This is a genomic window from Bradyrhizobium sp. BEA-2-5 (assembly GCF_032918025.1).
In the GTDB taxonomy this organism is placed as follows: Bacteria; Pseudomonadota; Alphaproteobacteria; order Rhizobiales; family Xanthobacteraceae; genus Bradyrhizobium; species Bradyrhizobium pachyrhizi.
The window spans coordinates 6,338,790-6,358,273 of the sequence record NZ_CP136629.1 but is presented as its reverse complement, the minus strand read 5'-3'; the positions used below and the strand labels follow the sequence as shown (position 1 = coordinate 6,358,273).

Below are 19,484 nucleotides of genomic sequence, written 5' to 3'. Positions count from 1 at the left end.
CGTGGGTGACGTTCCAGCTCTCGCCGGCCGCGCCGGCTGCTACACCGACCAAGCCGATCGTGCGCAAATATTAGCGGAGGCGAACGACGAGCTCGATGAGTGATGCGCGCGAGACCGACCGGGGGCCGGTTCGTATCGGCTTTCGTGCCTCCATCATCACGGCATTCATCGCCGCGGTGCTGGTGGTCGGACTGACGCTGGTCTATCTCAGCTTCAGGCGGGTCTCGTCCATCACCCAGATGGCTGCGAGCACCTTCATCGACAAGGTGGGGCAAATCGGCGCCGATCGCATCGACGCGCAGTTCAAGAATGTACGCGACAGCCTCGAGATCCTGGCAGGCATACCGGCCATCCAGGAGGCCGACGTCGCCGATAATGTCAGGCTCTACGCCCTGCTGGCCTCGATGCTGCGCAACAATCCGCAGATCTTCAATCTCTATGTCGGATACGAAGACGGCTCCTTCCTGGAGATGGACGTCATCGATCGCGCCAAGCCGCAATTCCGCACGGCGCTGAATGTCGCCGCTGACGCTGTCTACCGCGTCGTCGTGATTGCCCGCTCCGGGGCGGCCGCCCCGGCGCCGGTGACGCTGTTCCTGTCGGAAAACCTGACCCAGGTCGCCGAGGTGGCGGGGCCGCATAGCTACGACCCGCGGCGGCGTCCCTGGTATGTCGATGCCTTAAAGGATCGCAAGACGCTGCTCACCGGGCCCTATGTGTTCTACGCGACCGGGGAGCCCGGCTACACGCTGCGCACGCCGCTCAGGGAAGGCCGCCGCGGGGTGGTGGCCGCCGACCTGCTGCTCAATCGCCTCGAGGAGATGCTGAGCCGGCAAAAGCTCGGAAAATCCGGGCTGGCCTTCCTGTTCAACGACGCCGACCGTATCGTCGGCCATCCCGAGATGCGCGGTCTGATGGCGGAACGCAGCGACGCATTGCCCCGGATCGATGCCATCAAGCTTCCCGGCCTGTCCGCGGCGATCCAGGCCTGGCGCACCGACGGACTCGCCCAGCAGTTCTTCACGGACGCCGACGGACGGACCCTTGTGGCGGCCTTTCACCGCATCGAGACGGCCGGCGCGGCCAACATCCACCTCGCGGTGGTCGCCCCGCTCGACGAGTTTTTCGCCAAGATCATCTCGGAGCGGCGCGCGCTGTTCGCCATCGCGCTCGGCTTTGTGATCGCGATGCTCCCCTTCGCGTTCTGGCTCGGCTCGCTGCTCGCCCGATCGCTGCGCGAGTTGGCGCGGCAGACCGACGAGATCCAGCGCTTTCAGCTCGCCGACCGGCCGCGGATGCAATCGGCCATCGACGAGATCGATGAACTGGGGCGCTCGGTGTTTACGATGCGCACCGTCGTACGCAACTCCTCAAGCTTCATTCCGCAGCCGATCGTCCGTCAGCTGATGGAATCCGGAGCCTCCCTGCAGCTCGGCGGCATCAGGCGCGAGGTCACGGTTCTCTTCACCGACGTCGCCGACTTCACCGCGAAGACCGAGAAGGCGGACCCCTCCCAGGTCATGATCTACACCTCGCGTTATTTCGCCGCGATGTCGGAGGCGATCATGAGACACCATGGCACCATCGACAAGTTCATCGGCGATGCCGTGATGGCACTATGGAACGCGCCGGACGAGGATCCCGATCACGTCGTTCATGCCTGCGAGGCCGTGCTTGACTGCGTTCAGCGCAATGCCGAGCTCAACCGGGCCTTCCGCAGCGAAGGCTGGCCGGCCTATGGCACGCGGTTCGGCCTGCATCTCGGCGATGCCGTGGTCGGCAATGTCGGCTCCGCCGCCCGCATGAGCTACACCGCGCTCGGCGCCACCATCAATCTGGCCTCGCGTCTCGAAGGCCTCAACAAGAACTACGGCACGCAGGTCCTGGTGAGCGCAGCCGTGAAGGCGCGTGCCGAACACAGATTCGCGTTCCGCAGCGTCGACCAGATCCGGCCGAAGGGCTTTGCCGACGCGATCACGGTCTACGAGCTGTGCGGCGAACGCGGCGACTCGGAGCTGACGTTCTGCGCGCGCTGGGAAGCTGTCTACAGTTCGATCCGGTACGCGGAGCCCGCCGTGGCGGCGCTGCGCATTGCCGATTTCCTGGTCGAGTACCCCCGGGATGGCGTCGCGCAATACCATGCTGAACGACTGCGCAATGCCGTTCGGCAACCGCTGCTTGATCTGCCGGCGCACTGAGAAGCGGGGTGAGGAATTTTGATCCGACCCTCGATCTTCCAGGACCGCTTCGGTCATCGATCGGGTCGCGCGATCGCCGATGCGATCGTTTCAACCGCCCCCGCAACGCGGGCGCGCAACGCCGGTGGCTAGGCCGCCATCAGTTGCTGAAGCGCAACAGCCTGCTCACGGGTCTGGAATGCGATGGCGGTGTGGGTAAAGCCCGACGAGGCCTGGGTTTGCGCGATGTGGTTGAGGACCTCGGTGCCCTTGACCACGTGAAGATCCATTCCCTGGCCGGCCGGAAAAATCCCGAGAACGACGTCGTAGGCCTCGATGATGGCCTTCAAGGCGCCACCCTTGTCTTCCGACGCGTCGATAAAGATACGAACATCCGCGGCGATACTACGAAGTTCGTCAAAGTCGATCACTGGAAGTCTCCCATACGCAACTCACTGGTCGATCCTAGCTACAACTTGCTTACTGAAACATAAATTACGCGGGGTTCCTCACCCGACAAGTGTCGCTAGGCGCCGGTCGGCGGCCTCCGCTTCGCAATGCGTTTGACCGGCGCGTGGGCCGGCACGGCATTCGAGGTCTGGTCGGCCATGCGGGGAATGCGGTGCTCGATATGCGCCACGACCCGGAAGAAGCTCTCCAGTGCCTTGGCGTCGAGACCGGCCGTGAGGTTGCTGTGCCGGCGCAGGATTTCATCCAGACTGCGGTCGAGCAGCGCCACGCCCTGCGATGTCAGCCGGATCTCGGTCCGGTTCCGGGCGCTGCCTCGCACCGGCGTCAGCTCGATCAGGCCCTTTTTCTTCAGCGAGGTCGTCTCGCGGCTGACGACGGCCTTGTCCAGTTGCGCATTGGTCCAGATATCGTAGGCGCTTGCCGGTTCATGCTCCCTGAGAAAGGACAGCACCCGCCATTCCGCGAGCGACACGCCGTAGGCCTGCGGGAAGAAGGCGTTGGCATTGGCGCGCAACCTCGCGACCAGGCTGGACAGCACCGTGGGCACATAGCGCTCGAAATCGATCACCAGTTCCGAGCGCGCATCCTCTTGCGCGGCGCGGCGCGGGGCAGGGGTCTTGGTACGGTTTGTGGCGGTCCGACTGCTCATTCTTTCACGAGTTGGGTGCGTGCGATCAAGACCAACGTCGCCGCGACCAGGAGAACGCCTGTTACCACGAGGAATCCGATGGTGAAACTGCCCGAGGCGTCCTTGGCGCGTCCGATCACGATCGGGATGGTGGCGCCTCCGATGCTGCCGATGGTGCTGACCAGGCCGATCGCGCCCGGCGCGCTCTGCCGCGACATGTAGGACTGCGGAATGGTCCAGAACACGGCCTGCGTACCATAGACACCGACATTGGCAACCATGAATCCGATGATGATCCAAACCGGCGATGTTGAAAAGGCCGCTATCGCGAATCCGGCCGCCGCGATCACGAAGGTCATGGCAGCATAATAGAAGCGCTCACCGACATGGTCGGAGTGCCGCGACAACGCGATCATGCCGATCAGGCCGGCGACAGGCGGGATCGCGGTCACGAAACCGACCTGTGAATTCGGCAGCCCGAACGACTTGATGATTTGCGGCAGCCAGGGAAACAGCGAAGCCAGGCCACAGAACAGGCCGAAATTGCACAGGCCGAACAGCAGCACCATCGGCTTGGTGATGGTCCGGAGCACGCCTTCGGCATGCACCACCCCGGTCGCCTTGGCGTCGCGCTCGAGCGCGCTGGTCAGCCAGTTGCGCTGCGCCGTCGACAGCCAGCTCGCCTGCTGCGGGCGATCGGTCAGATAGAAGATGCCGACGATCCCGAGAATGACGGGCGGCAGGCCCTCGAGGATGAACAGCCATTTCCAGCCCGAGATGCCGAACGTTCCGTTCAGCTCGAGGATCGCGCCGGAGATCAGCGAGGCGAAGATATAGGAGATCGGCACCGCATAGTTGAACATCGCGTTGTAGCGGGCGCGGTACTTGAACGGAAACCAGAGGCTCAGCAGCAGCATCACGCCGGGAAACAGGCCGGACTCGGCAAATCCGAGGAAGCCGCGGAATGCATAGAGGCTGAGCGGGCCTTGCGTGAATGCCATCAGCATCGTGGCGATGCCCCACAGGATCGCGATCCGCGTCAGCGTGACGCGCGCGCCGTATTTGCTGAGGATGAGATTGCTCGGAATCTCGAAGATGGAATAGGTGAAGTACATGATGCCGACCGCGATGCCGAACATCTCGGCATTGAGCCCGAGCTCCTTGTTCATCTGCAGCGCGGCAAAGGAGATGTTTCCGCGGTCGAGAATGGCGAGGAAGTACATCGCCATGACGAACCACATCAGGCGCAGCGCGACCTTGCGGATTGTGGTGCGTTCGATCTGCGGATCGGCGGTCGTTATCGCCGCCTTGTCCATCACGACTTCGGTCATCCCTGTTTCCCCCGAATTATTGATTTTTGATGGTTCTCTTATGCGGGCAGGCAGACTTCGAGCCTGTCACCCACCACGCGTACCGGATAGGTCCGGATATCGATCTCGACCGGACTGGTCAGCGCCTCGCCGGTCCGGATATCGAAGCGGCCCATGTGCAGCGGGCATTCGATCTCGCAACCCTCCAGAATGCCGTCGGACAGCAGCGCCTCCGCATGCGTGCAGATGTTGCTCGTGGCGTAGTACTCATTGCCGATGCGATAGAGCGCGACATGGTGACGGCCGATTTCGATGCCGTACGGCTCGCCTTCGTTCAGCGCGCTGAGCGCGGCCGCTTCGTGCCAGGTTCCCTGATCGTCCGTCATGTGCCCTCTCAAATGCTGTAGAAATCGAGCACGGTCGGGACGCGGTCGTTGACCAGCGTGATGACCTTGCGCGCGATCTTCCAGGTCTCGCCGTCACGCCGCAGCGTGTGCTCATAGCGCCCGTGCCGCAGATGCTCCTTGGCCACGCGCGGGTCGTAGACGTGGACCGAGAACACCGAATGGCAGGTGATCTGTTCAGCGCCGGTTTCCGACGCTTCCAGGTTCGAGATCTGGTGCACGGTGCGCGGCAGCGGCAGCGCGGTGATCGATTTGCGCGACTCGATGCGTGCGATCCGCTCTTCCAGCCCGCGCCGCGCATCGTGGTAGAGCAACGAGACCTGCGTGTCGGGATCGTTGGTGGTGGTGTACTCGTCGAGCCATGCCGGCACCCAATAGACGGCATCCTCGCTGTACATCGCGACCCAGTCGGCCCATTCGCCGGCGTCGAGCAGGCGCGCCTCGCGAAAGATGACCGCGGCTGCGACCGCGCGCGCATCGGCTTCCCTGATTGCGTCGGCCGCCATCACGCCGTCTCCCCGGCGGCGTGCTGCAACAGCCTGCGCCACTCGCGATACCCGGGATGGAAATTCGTCTCGCCGCCGAAGCTGGCGGGGCCGAACGACCATTCGGTTGGGGTGATGCCGAGTTCGCGCGTGTGCGCGCTCTCGCCATGGCCGACTTCCGCGACGCCGCGCAGATAACCTTGCGTGGGCGCGGCGGTTGTCGCGTCGTAGCCGGTCTGGCAGAACTCATACATGACGTTGTCGTCCGAGCTTGCCAGCCCGGAGGCATTGAAGAAGTCTTCGTAGTTGCGAATACGAAGCGTGCGCGCCGCGGCGCTTTCGCCGACCGGAGCAAGGCAATGCGACACCATCTCGGTCTTGTCGGGTGCCAGCGGCCGCCAGGTTCGCACCTGCGCCGACAGGATGTCGATGACCTGCAGGTTCGGAAAAATCGTGAGGTTGCGCTGGCGCAGCATCCATTTGGCACGGGTGCTGCCGACGCGCTGCCGCACGGCATCGAGACGCGCCGGATCCATGCCGAGCGGCCGGCCATAGAGCTGCGTGCGCTTGATCGACCAGTTGACGGCGTGACCGTAATCGAAGCTGAAGCTGCCTTGCCCTTCCTGCTCGCCTTCCGGCTCCGCAGTGAATCCGGCATCCGGTCCGGCGCTTGCATTGCGCTTCTTCAGGATATCGACGTAGGAGCTGTGCGTGGTCGCGAAGTGATAGTAATCGAGACCGTTCTCGAACTGCAGCTTCCAGTTTCCATCGAACGTGTAGGTGCTGGCGCCCGGCACGAATTCGACCTCACCGCTGTCGCTCTGATCGATGATGAGGTCGAGGAACGCGCGGGTGTCGCCGAGAAATTCTTCCAGCGGTGGAACGTCGGCCGAGAGGCTCGCGAACAGGAATCCGCGATACGAACCCAGCCGCGCGACCGGAAGAAGGTCGTGATTGCTGTTCGAGAAGGACGGCGGATACTGTCCGCTCGCTTCCTCCGTCACGGAGATGTTGCGCCCGCCCGAATCGTAGGCCCAGCCGTGATAGCGGCAGACATGGAATTTCTGCCGGCCCTGCTTGAACGGACAGACGATCGTTCCGCGATGCCGGCAGGTGTTGAGGAAGGCGCCGACTTTTCCCTCAGCGCTCCGCATCACCAGAATGGGATGCCGGCCGATATGGGTGGTGACGAAGTCGTTGGGCCGGGCGACCTGAGATTCCAGGCCGATGAAATTCCACGTGGCCTCGAAGATATATCGCAGCTCGGCGTCGAACACGGCCGGATCGGTGAAGATCCGGCGATCGACTTCAAAGATGCGTTCGCCGGGGCGGTCATCGATGAGCCGGGAAATCTCGCTCAGCCTTGCCGCATGGATCTGCGAAGCAGCGTTCATAACGTCCTCCCTTCGACTAACCGCCGGCCGTGAAAAGTCGCCCGCAGAGCCGCGTCACGGCTCGCGTCTTTTCACGGCGGGAACAGCCGGCTTGATCGCCAATCTTGGAATGACTCTATAGTTGTCATGACAACTATGGTCAAGACGGATTGGTCGATCGGAACCTGGAGCCGGACGCAACGGATACGGCCCGTGCGTCGGGCTACAGGGAGGAATGAGCAGACCGCTTGCGTGGAGCGGCGGGTTCAGCTCTTGCGCGCCGGCGAGGTCAGGATGATTCCCTCGTCGATCAGGGCGCGGCAGATCTTCTTCAGCGCGGCAATCGCTTCACGCGTGGCCCGGCTCACGGGCCGTCCGCGCGGCAGCGCCAGCACGCGCTCGGCGCGCATCCACGGCAACAGCGCCGCCGACAGCACGCCGGCAGCCACCTCCTGGTGAATGCCGGAGAATGGTAGCAGCGCGTAGCCGAGGCCAGATGCCACCATGCGCTTCATCGGTGTGCTGTTATCGACCCGCACCGCGCAGAGCATGGTCGACGGGAACGGGTTGCGGCTGAGCGGGGCCACCGCGGATGGCAGGGCGTCGAATTCCTTGCGGGTCAGCCGGCCGCGCTTCAGCAGCGGGTCGCGCGACGGCCCGATCAGGAACACCTGCTCGATGACCAGCAGTTCGTAGTCGAGGTGATCGTTGGGGGATGGCGTCGTCACGATCGCCAGATCGAGTTCACCGCGTAGTAGGCGTTCGGATGCGCTTTCCGTCAGGCCCTCGCTCAGTTCGAGTCGCACGCGTGGAAATTGCTTCACGAAGGTCTGGGCCAGCGGCGGGTAGAGGATATCGCCGAGGCTCGGCGGCGCGCCGATCCGCACCGTTCCGCTGGGCTCGCGATTTTCCGTGCGCACCTCGGCCTTGATGTCGTCGATTGTGCCGAGCAGCCAGCGTCCGCGCGCGAGCAGCACCTTGCCGGATTCCGTGACCGAGACCCCGCGCGCGCCGCGTTCGAGCAAGGCGCCGCCCAATTCGTCCTCGAGTTCCTTGACGTGGCGGCTGAGTGCCGACTGGGCGACGTTCAGCGTGCTCGCTGCAGCGGCAAAGCCGCCCCGCTCGGCGACGGCGACGAAATAGCGGATCTGCCGCAGGTCCATGGCGGGCACACTCCATCTCAAATCGAGATGGATACCATATCAAACATATTCTTGTGAGATACCAAAAAAGGAGCAGTCTCCTCGCAACGATCAAACGGAGGAGAGACGAGGATGGGCATCGCCACCGATGAGGCACGCCAGACGTCCATATTCATCGCCGGCGGCGGGCCGGTCGGCCTTGCGATGTCGCTGCTGCTCGATCGCTTCGGCATCGACTGCGTGGTGGTCGAGAAGAGCCCGACGACGACGGATCATCCGAAGTCGCGCGGCTGCTGGGTCCGCACCATGGAGATCTTCCGGCAGTGGGGGATCGAGCAGGCGATCCGCGACCGCGGCCTGCAGGACAATTCCGACATGTTCGTGTTCCTCGACAGCATCGCGGGCCACGAGTTCGGCCGCACCCGCCCCGAACCGAATGTCGGTCATACCCCCGCCTGGAAGAGCCTGGTCGCCCAGGACGCCGTCGAGGAGGAAATCCTGCGGGTGGTCGAAAAGTCCAGGCACGCCACAGTCCTGTTCAACACGGCCTGTGAATCGTTCGAGGAGACCAACAGCGGCGTCAACGTCACGACACGTTGCGAAAAGACCGGCGAAGTGACGCAGTGGACGGCGACATATTTGATCGCGGCCGATGGCGCGGGCAGCCAGACGCGGCGCAGCGCGGGGATCGAGATGGTTGGGCCCTCGACGCTGGCGGTGATGTCGAACGAGTATTGGCGTGCCGATCTGTCGCGGCTGCCGATCGCGCGCGAGGCCGCCGGTTTCATCATCGTCCCGGACAGGCCCGATCTGCCGCGCGCCGGTATCCTGAACACCAATGGCCGCGATCGCTGGCTGACGGTGACGCAAATCGGCCTGACCAAGGACGATCGCGAGCGGCCTTGGACCGACCAGGAGTTCATCGAGATCGCGCGCGGCCATGTCGGCATTCCCGATCTCGATGTCACGCTTTTGAACCGCTCGATCTGGCGCGTCAGCATGCAGGTGGCCGAGACCTTTCGAAAGGGCCGGGTGTTTCTGGTCGGCGACTGCGCGCACCGTTTTCCGCCGACCGGCGGATTCGGCCTGAACTCCGGCGTTCAGGACGCGCATAACCTCGCGTGGAAGCTGGCCTTCGTGCTGAAGGGCCTTGCGGACGAAAAGCTGCTCGAGAGCTATTCCAGCGAGCGACGTCCGATCGCGCAATCCAATGCCAATTTCAGCTACGGCAATCGGCTGAGATTCGGGCTGACCGATGATGCCGTGCGATCGCGCAATCCGGACCGGATCAGGTTCTGGATCAACGACATGGACAATCACCTGCACAGCATCGGGCAGAACCTCGGCCACAATTACGAGGAGGGCGCGGTGATCCCCGATGGCACCGTCGCGAAGGCCTTGAACTCCCGCTACTACACGCCGACGGATCGTCCCGGCGCGCGATTTCCGCACATGTGGCTGGAGCCTTCGCGCAAGAAATCGACGCTCGACTGGTTCGACAAGCAGTTCACCGTCGTCGCGGGCCCACTCGGCAGTGAGTGGCTGGAAGCGGGAAAACAGGTATCCGAGAAGACCGCCTTGCCGTTGTCGCTGAAGCAGTTGCCCTCAGCCGATCCGGCGGATGGATTCCAGCTCGGCATGCGCGGCGCCGTGTTGGTGCGCCCCGATGGACATGTGGCGTGGCGGATGCCGTGGCTGCCATCGGATCCTGCGAAGGAATTGGCCGGCGCGCTTTCAACGCTGCTGCATTAGCGGGGACCCCGATGCAATCGTTCGAATCCAACGGCGTCGTCACGGCGTTTGAGAAAACCGGGCGCGGCGATCCGATCGTCCTGTTGCATGGCGGCGAGGCTGATCATGCGATGTTTGACGGCCTTGCGCCTGTCCTTGCGGAGAACTTCACGGTGATCGCCTATGACCAGCGCGACTCCGGTGCCACCCGAAACCCTCCGTCATCCTATTCGCTGGCCGATTTGGCCGACGACACCGCGGCCTTGATCGGAGGGCTCGGTTACGATCGTGCCCATGTCTTCGGAACCTCGCTGGGTGGGCAGATCGCGCAGGTGCTGGCGGCCCGTCATCCCGACCGCATCGACCGCCTGATCCTGAGCAGCACCTGGAAGGTCAACAGAAGCCCGCTCGACGTCAATGCGGATGCCTTCCGCAAGCTCGCTTCCTGGCGCGCGGATACCATCGCCAATGCGTCGAAGATTGCCGAGTTCTTCTTCCCGCCAGCATACCTGCGCACGCGGCCTGAGCTGATCGAGATCTTCCGCGGCTCCAGCCGCGACGAGGGCCAGAAGGCGCGCCGCGGCGCCTTGCTTGCGCAGCCTGTCGCCTCCGATCTGACCGGCTTTGATCGCCCGACGCTCTTGCTGGCGGGCGGTGATGACCGGCTGATCCCGAACGCGGAAACATTTGCGCTCGCCCGCGATCTTGCGCGCGTCGAGACGAAGATCATCGCAGGCGTCGGCCATGTCGCGTCGATCCAGGCCACCGAACGTGTGGCGGAGGCGGTGACGGCATTTCTGAATTCAAACAAGAAGGCGGCTTGACAACAACAGGGGGAGACCATGGCGGAACAAACGAGCGCAGTGCCGTTCGACGAAGCGCCGGTAACGACGCGCTATTGGCTATCGATCATCATCTTCGCCGTCACCGGCGTGGTCGATTTCTTCGATTTCTTTGTGGTCGGATTCCTGGTCTCGGTGCTGGCGCCGAAATGGCACCTGACGTTTGGGCAGACGTCGATCATGCTGATGAGCGCCGGCATCGGAGCGATGCTGGGAGCGTTCGTCGCGGGCATCCTCGCGGATCGTTTCGGGCGCAAGCCGCTGGCGATATCAGGTGTTCTGCTCTGCGGCCTGACCTCGGGCGCGATCGCGTTCATTCCGGAAGACGGCTGGGTTGCGTTTGCGATCCTGCGCTTCTTCGTCGGCTTCGGCCTTGCCGCCGGCGCGGCGGCGGCGGTTCCTGCTATCGTCGAATTCGCACCGACCCGCCATCGCACGTTGGTCACGAGTCTCGTGGTCGTCCCGGTCGCCTTTGGCGTGCTGTCGGCGTCGGTGACGGCGAGCTTCCTGCTGCCGCTGGTTGGCTGGCGCGGATTGGCGGCAGTCGGCTTCCTGCCGATCCTCCTCGGAATTCTGACCATGATCGTCATGCCGGAATCGCCGCGCTGGCTGATCAGCAAGGGCCGCGTGCGCGAGGCGCAGGCGAGCATCCGGAAACTCTACCGGGTCGGTGGCGAGTCCTTCGTGCTGCCTGCGCTGCCGCCGGCGAGCCCGGCGACATTTGCCGATCTCTTTGCCGAGCAGCGGCGCTTCTGGCTGACAGTCCTGATCTGGTTCGGCGCCAGCACGGCGAATTACGGCGTGTTCTTGTGGGGACCGACGATCGTGGCGCTGCTGCTTGGCGTCGCGCCCCAGGATGCGGCCAAGATGTTCATCTATGTCAGCCTCGCCGGCGTGTTCGGCCGGACCGGCTTCGCCTTCCTCGCCCATCGGATCGGCCGCAAGCCCTGTGGCCAGTTGATGGGATATGGCACCGCGGTGTCGCTTGCGCTCGCCGCCTATTTTCACAACGACTTTGCCGGCTCGGTGCCGCTGTTCCTGGTCTTCCTGATCGTCGGCGCCGTGTTCTTCGATGGCGGATTTTCGAACGTCGGACCCTATCCGGCGGAAATCTTCCCGGTTCAGCTGTCGGGACGCGCGGTCGGCCTTGCCCAGCTCTCGAACGGGATTGGCAAGATCGTAGGTCCCCTGTGTCTCGCATTGATCGCCGGTGCGGATAATCTCGTGCATCCAAGTGCGACCGCCGCGGCGGTGATGCCGGCGTTCTGCTTTCTTGCCGGCGCGGGCCTCCTGATCGGCCTTGCCTTCACGTTCCTCGGCGTTGAGCCGCACGGGCGCCCGGTGGTTCTGTTTGGCGAAAACGCGGGCGCGAGCGCCGCACCGAAATCGCTGGCCGCAAAACCGGCCGCGGGACAGTGAAAGACGAAAGGTCATACCATGGACAACGCTTTCGACACGATCGCAACGGCGGCGCCGTTCGATACTGCAAAGCTCGATCGGCTGATGGATGAAGCGGGGCTCGACGTCCTGATCGTCACCTCGCGTCACAATGTGCAGTATCTGCTCGGTGGATATCGCTTCTTCTTCTTCGACGTCATGGAGGCAATCGGCACCAGTCGCTATCTGCCGGTGTTCGTCTATCAGAAAGGACACCCGGAAAATTCCGCCTACATCGGCAACCGCATGGAAAAGTTCGAGCACGAGCTCGGACGGATATGGACGCCGACCGTCAGAGCGGAGGCGTGGGGAACGATCGATGCGATCGGCCTTGCGATCGATCATGCGAGGAAGCTCGCGGGCTCCACCAAGCGCATCGGCATCGAGGCAGCCTTCCTGCCGGCCGATGCCAGGGATCATCTGCGCACCGGCCTTGGCGACGTCGAGTTCCGCGAGGCCCATTTCACGCTGGAACGGCTTCGTGCCGTAAAATCTCCCGCCGAACTGGACCTGATCAGGGAGGCTTCCGAACGGGTCGTCGATGCGATGATGGCCACGTTCAAGGGCTGCGCACTGGGCATGACCAAGAGCGACGTCGTCGCCCGTCTGCGCCGCGAGGAGCAGGAGCGCGATCTCGTCTTCGAATACTGCCTGATTGCCGCGGGCAAGAGCCATAACCGCGCGCCTTCCAGCCAGCGTCTCGAGCAAGGCGACGTGATCTCGATCGATTCCGGCGGAAACTACCGGGGCTACATCGGTGACCTCAGCCGCATGGGCATCCTGGGTGAGCCCGACAGCGAGCTGCGCGAGTTGCTGCAACAGGTCGAGGACATCCAGCAGGTGGCCCGGCGCGCGATCCGGCCGGGCGCCATGGGTGGCGACATCATCGCGGCGGGCGAGGCGGCCGTCAAAGCCTCGCCGCATCGCGCCGTGCTCGATTTCACCGCACACGGCATTGGGCTCGTCAGCCACGAAGCGCCGCGCCTGACTGCAACAGGTCCGGTGCCTTATTCGCCGTATGACGCTGATCGGCCGCTGGAACACGGGATGGTGATCTCGATCGAGACCGCGCTGCTGCATCCAACGCGCGGCTACATCAAGCTCGAGGACACCCTGATCGTCTCCGAATTGGGCTGGGAAGCGCCCGGTGACCATGGCAGGGAATGGAATTCATCGCGTCTCATGGCGTGAAGCGGTCAACGCCAGGGCGGCATTTTGGGCTGGGACACCGATTCATCTGCGGGGTCAAGTTCGGAATATTAGAAATATATCCCTGAATTGCCCGACGTGTCAAGTTGCCCGGTCGACGCCGGCCGCCGCCGGCTACTTTGCATGGGGTTGTTTTCGATATTTTGGCGGCGCCCATGCGACGGCCCAGATGACTTCATATGCGCTCGGCCAGGCGATTGATCCGGCGGTCTTGGCTTCACTCGAGCCTTCGGCCGTGCGATGCTTCGAGCTGGATGTAGCGGCGGCTCCGTGCCGTCTGCTCGCCAGGTCGGCGCCGACGATGGGCAGGTGCAACCGATAAGGATTGCCTCCCATCGGCAGAAGCGACCCGATGACCTCTAATGCGCTCCGCGACTACGCCCAAAGCATCCTGACCGCACGGGTCTACGACGTGGCGGTCGAAACGCCGCTCGATCCCATGCCGCGGCTCTCCGAACGATTGTCGCGCACGGTGTTGCTGAAGCGGGAAGACTTCCAGCCGATCTTCTCGTTCAAGCTTCGCGGCGCCTACAACAAGATCGTCAGGCTGCCGGACGCGCAGCGCAGGCTGGGCGTCATTTGCGCTTCGGCGGGCAATCATGCGCAGGGCGTGGCGCTGTCGGCGCGCAAGCTTGGGATTCCGGCGACGATCGTCATGCCGAGGACGACGCCCGCCATCAAGGTCGAGGCCGTCCGGCGCTTGGGCGGTGACGTTGTCCTGCATGGCGATACGTTCGACGACGCACAGACCAAGGCCAGGGAGATCGAGGCCGCGCGTGGTTTGACCTTTGTGCATCCGTTCGACGATCCCGATGTGATCGCCGGCCAGGGAACGGTCGGGATGGAGATCCTGCGCCAGCATCCCGATACGATCGAGGCGATCTTCGTGCCGATCGGCGGAGGCGGACTGGCGGCCGGCGTGGCTGCCTTCGTGAAGTTCCTCAACCCGTCGATCAAGGTCGTCGGCGTCGAGCCGGCGGACGCCGCGTCGATGGCGGCCGCGCTCGCCAAGGGCAATGTCGTCGCGCTGGATCAGGTCGGACTGTTCGCCGACGGTGTCGCCGTCCGCAAGGTGGGAACCGAGACCTTCCGGCTCTGCCGCGACCTGCTCGACGAGGTTGTCACGGTGGACACCGATGCCATGTGCGCCGCCATCAAGGACATCTTCGACGACGTGCGATCGGTCGCCGAACCTTCCGGGGCATTGGCGCTCGCCGGCCTCAAGCTCTATGCCGAGCGCGGCGCGCTGAGCGACGGAAGCCTGATTGCCGTCAACAGCGGCGCCAATCTGAATTTCGACCGGCTGCGCACCATTGCCGACCGCGCCGAGGTCGGCGAACATCGCGAGGCGCTGCTTGCCGTGACCGTGCCGGAGAAGCCGGGCAGCTATCGGCACTTCATCCGCATCCTCGGCTCGCGCGCGATCACGGAATTCAACTACCGCTTTGCCGAGACCACCGCGCCGGCGCAACTGTTCGTCGGCATCGCGCTGAGCCGCGGCGAGGTCGAGAAGCGGGAAGTCATGGAGCTGCTTCGGCGCGAAGGCTATCCGATCCTCGATCTGAGCGAGAATGAGATGGCCAAGGACCATGTGCGCTACATGGTGGGCGGTCGCGCTCCGCTGCTCAAGGACGAGGTCATCTACCGCTTCGAGTTTCCAGAGCGTCCCGGCGCGTTGCTGAAATTCCTCGAGAGCCTGGCGCCGGACTGGAATATTTCGCTGTTCCACTATCGCAATCACGGCGCCGACTACGGACGCATTCTGGCGGGGATCGAGGTCAAGCCTCACGAGCGCGCCCGGTTCGTTCAGGCGCTGGATGCGCTCGGCTATCCCTACTGGAACGAGAGCGAAAATCCGGCCTATCGCCTGTTTCTCTCCGCCGAGAAGGGATGAAGCGGCGAGCGTCTCTGTTGGCCAACGGTCAGCGATCGGCCGTCAGTTGCTGGCGATAGCGCTCGGCGTCCCAGTTCAGCAGCGCATGCTCATTCTCTGCTGTCAGATAGTTGACCCGTGCGGTCAGGGGCAGGCGGCAGGTGACCAATGCGAGACAGCTCAGCATGGCTTCCGCGCCGTCACTCGCATCCTCGCGGATGAGGCTGCCGAGGTCAGGGACAAGAAGCGCAACCGGCGGCGGCAGTCCGTTCGCGGTGGTCTGCGCGATCATGCCGCTCAGCTTCTCGCGATGCTCCAGGACCGGCAGGCCCGGGCCAAGGAAGACGACGTGATCGGGATACAACGAGCCGCTGGTCGCGATCGCGCGGCTGTAACGGTCGGTGGCGATGTCGTGGCCGCGAGGATCCTGCGGCAGGCGATAATTGGTGCCTGCACTGATCGTCCGGAGCGCGTCATGATCTGCCGACGGCGCGCTGCGCTGCTCCAGCGCGAGGCGTCTCTCGACGTCGGCCACCAACGCCTCCGCCGCGTCGCAAGTGTCTGCACCGACCACCAGGCCGTGATTGCCAAGGATCAGGACGTCGACCGCATCCCGCGCGATCGCCGCGCTGACGGCGCGCGCGAGCGGCAGCCCCGGGTGATGATAGTCGAGGTAACGCCACGCCAATCCATCCAGGCGCCGGGCAAATTCGTCGCGGGCGTCGATGCGCACCGCCCATGCGATGGTGTTGACGGAATGGACGTGCAGCACGATCCGCTGCGGCATCAACGCATGCAGCGAGGTCTCGATCGAGGCGCGCAGCGTCGTCCCGGCGTTCGGCGCCAGCGGCACGCGTTCGTCGCCATGCATCAGCGCCGCGCGCGCGGCCGATAAGGCGACCGGCACGAAAATCTCCTTGTCCTCGGCATCGGCGAGCCAGGTACCTGACGCCTTCACCCACAGCACGTCGCCATCCTTGACCGACGAATTGCCGCCGGCGCCTTGCACCAGCAGGATATTCCTGCCGACGCGTGCCGACATGCGGCGCAGTTCATCCATCATTTGAGGCCGTCGCATCGGGGCTGTTCTCACCAGGTCAGATGGTCCATCGTCCAGTGCGGCATCCGCGCCGCTGTGCCGGCTACGGTCTTGATCGCCCGCGGCAGATCGCTCGCCTGCGCAAGCGTCGCGCGGTGGGCGCCGGAGCCGATCAGCAGGGTCAGCATGCCGGCGGTGCGTCCACCGGCGATATCGTGATCGAGGGAGTCGCCGATGACGAGGATCCGTTCCGGCGGCGGATGCCCCAATTGATCGAGCGCGGCGGCAAACATCGGCGGATGCGGTTTGCCGACGAACAGCACGGTGCCGCCAAGCGAATGATAGAATGCAGCGAGCGCGCCCGGCGCGGGGATCAGGCCCGCGACGCCGAACATCACGAGATCAGGATTGGCGCACAGCATCGGCAACTGGCGTGCGGCAGCGGTTGCCAGCGGCTCACGCCATCGCTCGGGCTCGGCCGCGTCATCGTCGAGACCGCCGAGCAGGATGAAATCGGCCTCGCGCATGTTCGAGACCACCACAAGGTCGGTGCCGTCGACGATCGAGCGGTCACCGTCGCGCGAGATCAGGAAGCAGGCGCGTCCGAGCTCGGCAAAGGGCGCCTGCTCGCGCGCATGCAGGCCGCGCCAGGTGACCTCGCCCGAGGACAGCACGCCGTCATAGGCGTCGGACGGCAAGCCGAGCGTCGCGAGCCGCCGCTGGTTGCTGCCGGCGCGCTTGCCGGAATTGGACAGGATCAGGATCCGCTTGCCGGCTTCGCGCAGCCGCGCCACGCACTCCAGCGCCGCGGGGAACACCGCCAGTCCCTCATGCAGCGTGCCCCACTGGTCGAGCAGCACATGATCGAAGCGGTCGGCGATGGCGTGAAGGCCGGCGATCGCGGTCGCGTCGGCCTTCATGGCGGGCCTCCGTTCAGCGCGAGCAGCGCGGCGCCGTAGCTTGCTTCGGTCTGCTCGGCGACCGAAACGGGAACGCCGAGCACGCGGTGCCGGATCCGGATCCATGCGTCGTTCTTCGCGCCGCCGCCGATGCCGATGACGCGGCGCAGGCGCGGCGCACCGAGCTGCGCCAGCTGGCGGTAGGCGAGGGCTTCCACCGAGGCGATGCCCTCGAGCAGGCCCTGGAAGAAGCGGCAATCTTCCGCCGGACGCGGCGTGACCCGCGCGGCCAGCGCTGGATCGGCGATCGGAAAGCGTTCGCCGGGTTTTGGCAGCGGATAATAGTCGAGCCCCGTCGGCTGGTCCGGCGTCAGCTGAGGTGTCAGCCGCTCCATCTCGGCGGCGGTGAAATGCATCAGCAGCGCCGCGCCGCCCGAGTTCGAGGCGCCGCCGGCGAGCCAGCGTTCGCCGAGCCGGTGCGAATAGACGCCCTGATCGGCCGCGAAGATCGGCTGGGTCGCAAGCTGCTTCACCACCAGCGTGGTGCCGAGCGAGGTGACGGCATCGCCAGGCTGGTCGGCGCGCGTTGCGATGAAGGCCGCAACGCCATCGGTGGTGCCGGCGGCGACCTGCGCTGTAGGGGGCAGCCCCAGCGACCGCGCGATCTGCGGATCCATCTCGGAAAATGGCGTGCCCGGCACCAGCACTTCGGGGAGCAGATCGTCGCGCACGCCGAGCTGTTCGAGCCAGGATGGCCAGGTGCGCGCGACCGGGTCGTAACCGAGCTTCAGCGCGTTGTTCTCGTCGCTGATGCCGTGATGGTTCGCGAGCCGGCCGGCGATCCAGTCCGCTTGGTGAACGGCGTGGCGGGCATCGCCGACATAGCCGTCATTCTGCAGATAGAGCAGCTTGGCGAGCGCGCTGCTCGCGCCATGCGCGCCGCTCTCGCGCGGGGCGACCGCCGCGACGCGCGTCGCCTCACGCGTGGCGCGGGCATCATTGTACATCAGCCCCGGCGAGCAGGGGCGGCCGGCGGCGTCGACCAGCAGCAGCGTGCCCGACGTGCCGTCGACGACGATGCGGGTGACGTCGCCGAGAGCCACGGTCTCGCCCAGCTTGCGGATGGCCGCCGTCGCGGCTTGCCACCACAGCTCCGGTGTTTGGTCGATGGCGTTGCCGTCGACGCGCGGTGCCGGCAGCGCGACGGACGCGACGCCGCGGATGCCGCCGTGCGGATCGATTGCGCAGGCGCGCACGCCTCCGGTTCCGACATCGATGCCGAGATACAGACCTCCCATGCGACCTCATCGCTCTCTGGTGCGCGCGCGACGACATTGGTTGCGCTGCAGCACGTTTGGGGGATTGACGCCCCGTTCGGCCTCTGCAATTTTTTGCAGGACGTGAAGAAATTTGCAAGCGGACTTTTCCTGATATGGCACCCCCGCCCGACAGGTTGCCGGTGATCGACGGCGAGGCGTCGCTCGCGACGCGCGCGGCGTGGCTGTATTTCGCGGCGGGGCTCACCCAGTCGGAGGTCGCCGATCGCCTCAACATCCAGAGCACCAAGGCGCATCGCCTGATCGCGCGCGCCAGCCGCGAGGGCATGATCCGCGTGTTCGTCGAGGGACCGGTCGCCGAATGCGTCGCGCTCGAGAACGATATCGCGCAGCGCTTCGGCCTTTCGTTCTGCCGCGTCGCGCCTGATCTCGGCGAGGGCGATCTGCCGCTGAAGGCGCTGGCGCTGGAAGGCGCGAGCTTCCTGCGCCAGATCCTGGAGCGCGGCCAGGACAAGGTGATCGGCGTCGGTCATGGCCGCACGCTTGCAGCCGTCGTCGAGCAGATGCCGCAGACGCCTGCGCGCGACGCGCAGTTCGTGTCGCTGCTCGGCGGACTGACGCGGAAATTTGCCGCCAATCCGTTCGACGTGATTCACAAGCTCGCCGAGCGCACCGGCGCGGAAGCCTATCTGCTGCCGGTGCCGGTGTTCGCCAATTCGGTCGCCGACCGCGCCGTTCTGATGCAGCAATTCGGCATCGCCGACGTGTTCGCTCTGGCGCGCAAGGCCTCGCTGCTGTTCGTCGGCATCGGCCAGGTCAGCCGCGACGGCTTCCTGGTGTCGAGCGGCATGATCAAGCCCGACGAGGTCGTCGAGCTGAAGCGCGTCGGCGCCTGCGCCGACCTGCTCGGGCATTTCTTCAGCGCCGACGGAACGGTGCTGGACACCGACCTGTCGGCCCGCGCCACCTCAATGAGCATGCCCGATCTCAGGAAGCACCGGATCGTCGCCATCGCCGGCGGGCCGGCCAAGGTGACCGCGCTGCGCGGCGTGCTGCGCAGCGGCGTTCTGCACGGCCTCATCATCGACGAAGCGACCGCAAAGGCGCTCGCCACCGACAAGCCGGAGACCACATCCGGCAAGACAAGAAGCAAGACCCGGAAGGACACATAAAACAAGCGTCAACAA

At 64.9% G+C, this 19,484-nt stretch carries 17 protein-coding genes; 7 read left to right on the top strand and 10 right to left on the bottom strand.

Translation table 11 applies throughout. From position 1 onward, the window contains the following. The first annotated feature begins 95 nt into the window (after positions 1-95). Positions 96-2,198 carry an adenylate/guanylate cyclase domain-containing protein gene (locus RX327_RS30020; protein WP_050383713.1) on the top strand — a complete coding sequence of 701 codons (2,103 nt, stop codon included), beginning with the start codon at positions 96-98 and terminating at the stop codon, positions 2,196-2,198. Positions 2,199-2,326: 128 nt separating this feature from the next. Here the strand turns inward: RX327_RS30020 and RX327_RS30015 are convergent, their stop codons facing one another. The 7 genes from RX327_RS30015 to RX327_RS29985 form a co-directional block, all read right to left on the bottom strand. Further along, positions 2,327-2,608 (bottom strand): hypothetical protein, encoded by a 282-nt coding sequence (locus tag RX327_RS30015; RefSeq protein WP_016846917.1) that lies wholly within the window; start codon positions 2,606-2,608, stop codon positions 2,327-2,329. Positions 2,609-2,703: 95 nt separating this feature from the next. Continuing rightward, positions 2,704-3,297, bottom strand: coding sequence for a MarR family winged helix-turn-helix transcriptional regulator (locus tag RX327_RS30010; protein ID WP_050383712.1), 594 nt, complete (start codon positions 3,295-3,297; stop codon positions 2,704-2,706). Continuing rightward, the gene (locus RX327_RS30005; protein WP_050383711.1) at positions 3,294-4,607 is read right to left on the bottom strand and encodes an MFS transporter; all 1,314 of its coding nucleotides are present in this window, start codon (positions 4,605-4,607) and stop codon (positions 3,294-3,296) included. The genes RX327_RS30010 and RX327_RS30005 overlap by 4 nt, the downstream gene beginning before the upstream one ends. A gap of 38 nt (positions 4,608-4,645) precedes the next feature. Next, positions 4,646-4,972, bottom strand: coding sequence for a non-heme iron oxygenase ferredoxin subunit (locus tag RX327_RS30000; RefSeq protein ID WP_028335682.1), 327 nt, complete (start codon positions 4,970-4,972; stop codon positions 4,646-4,648). A gap of 8 nt (positions 4,973-4,980) precedes the next feature. Continuing rightward, on the bottom strand, positions 4,981-5,496 hold the full coding sequence (locus RX327_RS29995) for an aromatic-ring-hydroxylating dioxygenase subunit beta (protein WP_050383710.1): 516 nt from the start codon (positions 5,494-5,496) through the stop codon (positions 4,981-4,983). Further along, on the bottom strand, positions 5,496-6,869 hold the full coding sequence (locus RX327_RS29990) for an aromatic ring-hydroxylating oxygenase subunit alpha (protein ID WP_028352242.1): 1,374 nt from the start codon (positions 6,867-6,869) through the stop codon (positions 5,496-5,498). The genes RX327_RS29995 and RX327_RS29990 overlap by 1 nt, the downstream gene beginning before the upstream one ends. A gap of 245 nt (positions 6,870-7,114) precedes the next feature. After that, positions 7,115-8,011 carry a LysR family transcriptional regulator gene (locus RX327_RS29985; RefSeq protein WP_050383709.1) on the bottom strand — a complete coding sequence of 299 codons (897 nt, stop codon included), beginning with the start codon at positions 8,009-8,011 and terminating at the stop codon, positions 7,115-7,117. A 111-nt stretch (positions 8,012-8,122) separates the two neighbouring features. Here RX327_RS29985 and RX327_RS29980 point away from each other — a divergent pair, with 111 nt between their 5' ends. The 5 genes from RX327_RS29980 to ilvA all read left to right on the top strand — a co-directional run bounded on the left by RX327_RS29980 (position 8,123) and on the right by ilvA (position 15,103). Beyond that, a complete protein-coding gene (locus tag RX327_RS29980) occupies positions 8,123-9,742 on the top strand; it encodes an FAD-dependent monooxygenase (protein ID WP_050383708.1) in 1,620 nt (539 codons plus the stop codon). An 11-nt stretch (positions 9,743-9,753) separates the two neighbouring features. Then, entirely contained in the window at positions 9,754-10,545 is a 792-nt protein-coding gene (locus RX327_RS29975; RefSeq protein WP_050383707.1) for an alpha/beta fold hydrolase, read from the top strand. A gap of 18 nt (positions 10,546-10,563) precedes the next feature. Then, a complete protein-coding gene (locus RX327_RS29970; RefSeq protein WP_050383706.1) occupies positions 10,564-11,982 on the top strand; it encodes an MFS transporter in 1,419 nt (472 codons plus the stop codon). Between the two features lie 18 nt (positions 11,983-12,000). Then, a complete protein-coding gene (locus RX327_RS29965; RefSeq protein WP_317247957.1) occupies positions 12,001-13,191 on the top strand; it encodes a Xaa-Pro peptidase family protein in 1,191 nt (396 codons plus the stop codon). Positions 13,192-13,561: 370 nt separating this feature from the next. Next, a complete protein-coding gene (gene ilvA / locus RX327_RS29960) occupies positions 13,562-15,103 on the top strand; it encodes a threonine ammonia-lyase, biosynthetic (protein ID WP_050383704.1) in 1,542 nt (513 codons plus the stop codon). 28 nt (positions 15,104-15,131) lie between these two features. Here the strand turns inward: ilvA and RX327_RS29955 are convergent, their stop codons facing one another. Genes RX327_RS29955 through RX327_RS29945 form a run of 3 tightly spaced genes read right to left on the bottom strand, consistent with a single transcriptional unit; the run spans position 15,132 to position 18,318 of the window. After that, positions 15,132-16,160 carry a class II aldolase/adducin family protein gene (locus RX327_RS29955; RefSeq protein ID WP_050383703.1) on the bottom strand — a complete coding sequence of 343 codons (1,029 nt, stop codon included), beginning with the start codon at positions 16,158-16,160 and terminating at the stop codon, positions 15,132-15,134. Between the two features lie 11 nt (positions 16,161-16,171). Further along, positions 16,172-17,041 (bottom strand): TIGR01459 family HAD-type hydrolase, encoded by an 870-nt coding sequence (locus RX327_RS29950; RefSeq protein WP_317247956.1) that lies wholly within the window; start codon positions 17,039-17,041, stop codon positions 16,172-16,174. Continuing rightward, complete coding sequence (locus tag RX327_RS29945) at positions 17,038-18,318, bottom strand: FGGY-family carbohydrate kinase (RefSeq protein WP_317247955.1); 1,281 nt, start codon at positions 18,316-18,318, stop codon at positions 17,038-17,040. Before RX327_RS29945 ends, RX327_RS29950 begins: the two co-directional genes overlap by 4 nt. Before the next feature lie 134 nt (positions 18,319-18,452). Between RX327_RS29945 and RX327_RS29940 the strand changes: the two genes are divergently transcribed. Further along, entirely contained in the window at positions 18,453-19,469 is a 1,017-nt protein-coding gene (locus RX327_RS29940) for a sugar-binding transcriptional regulator (RefSeq protein WP_050383702.1), read from the top strand. Positions 19,470-19,484: the final 15 nt, after the last annotated feature.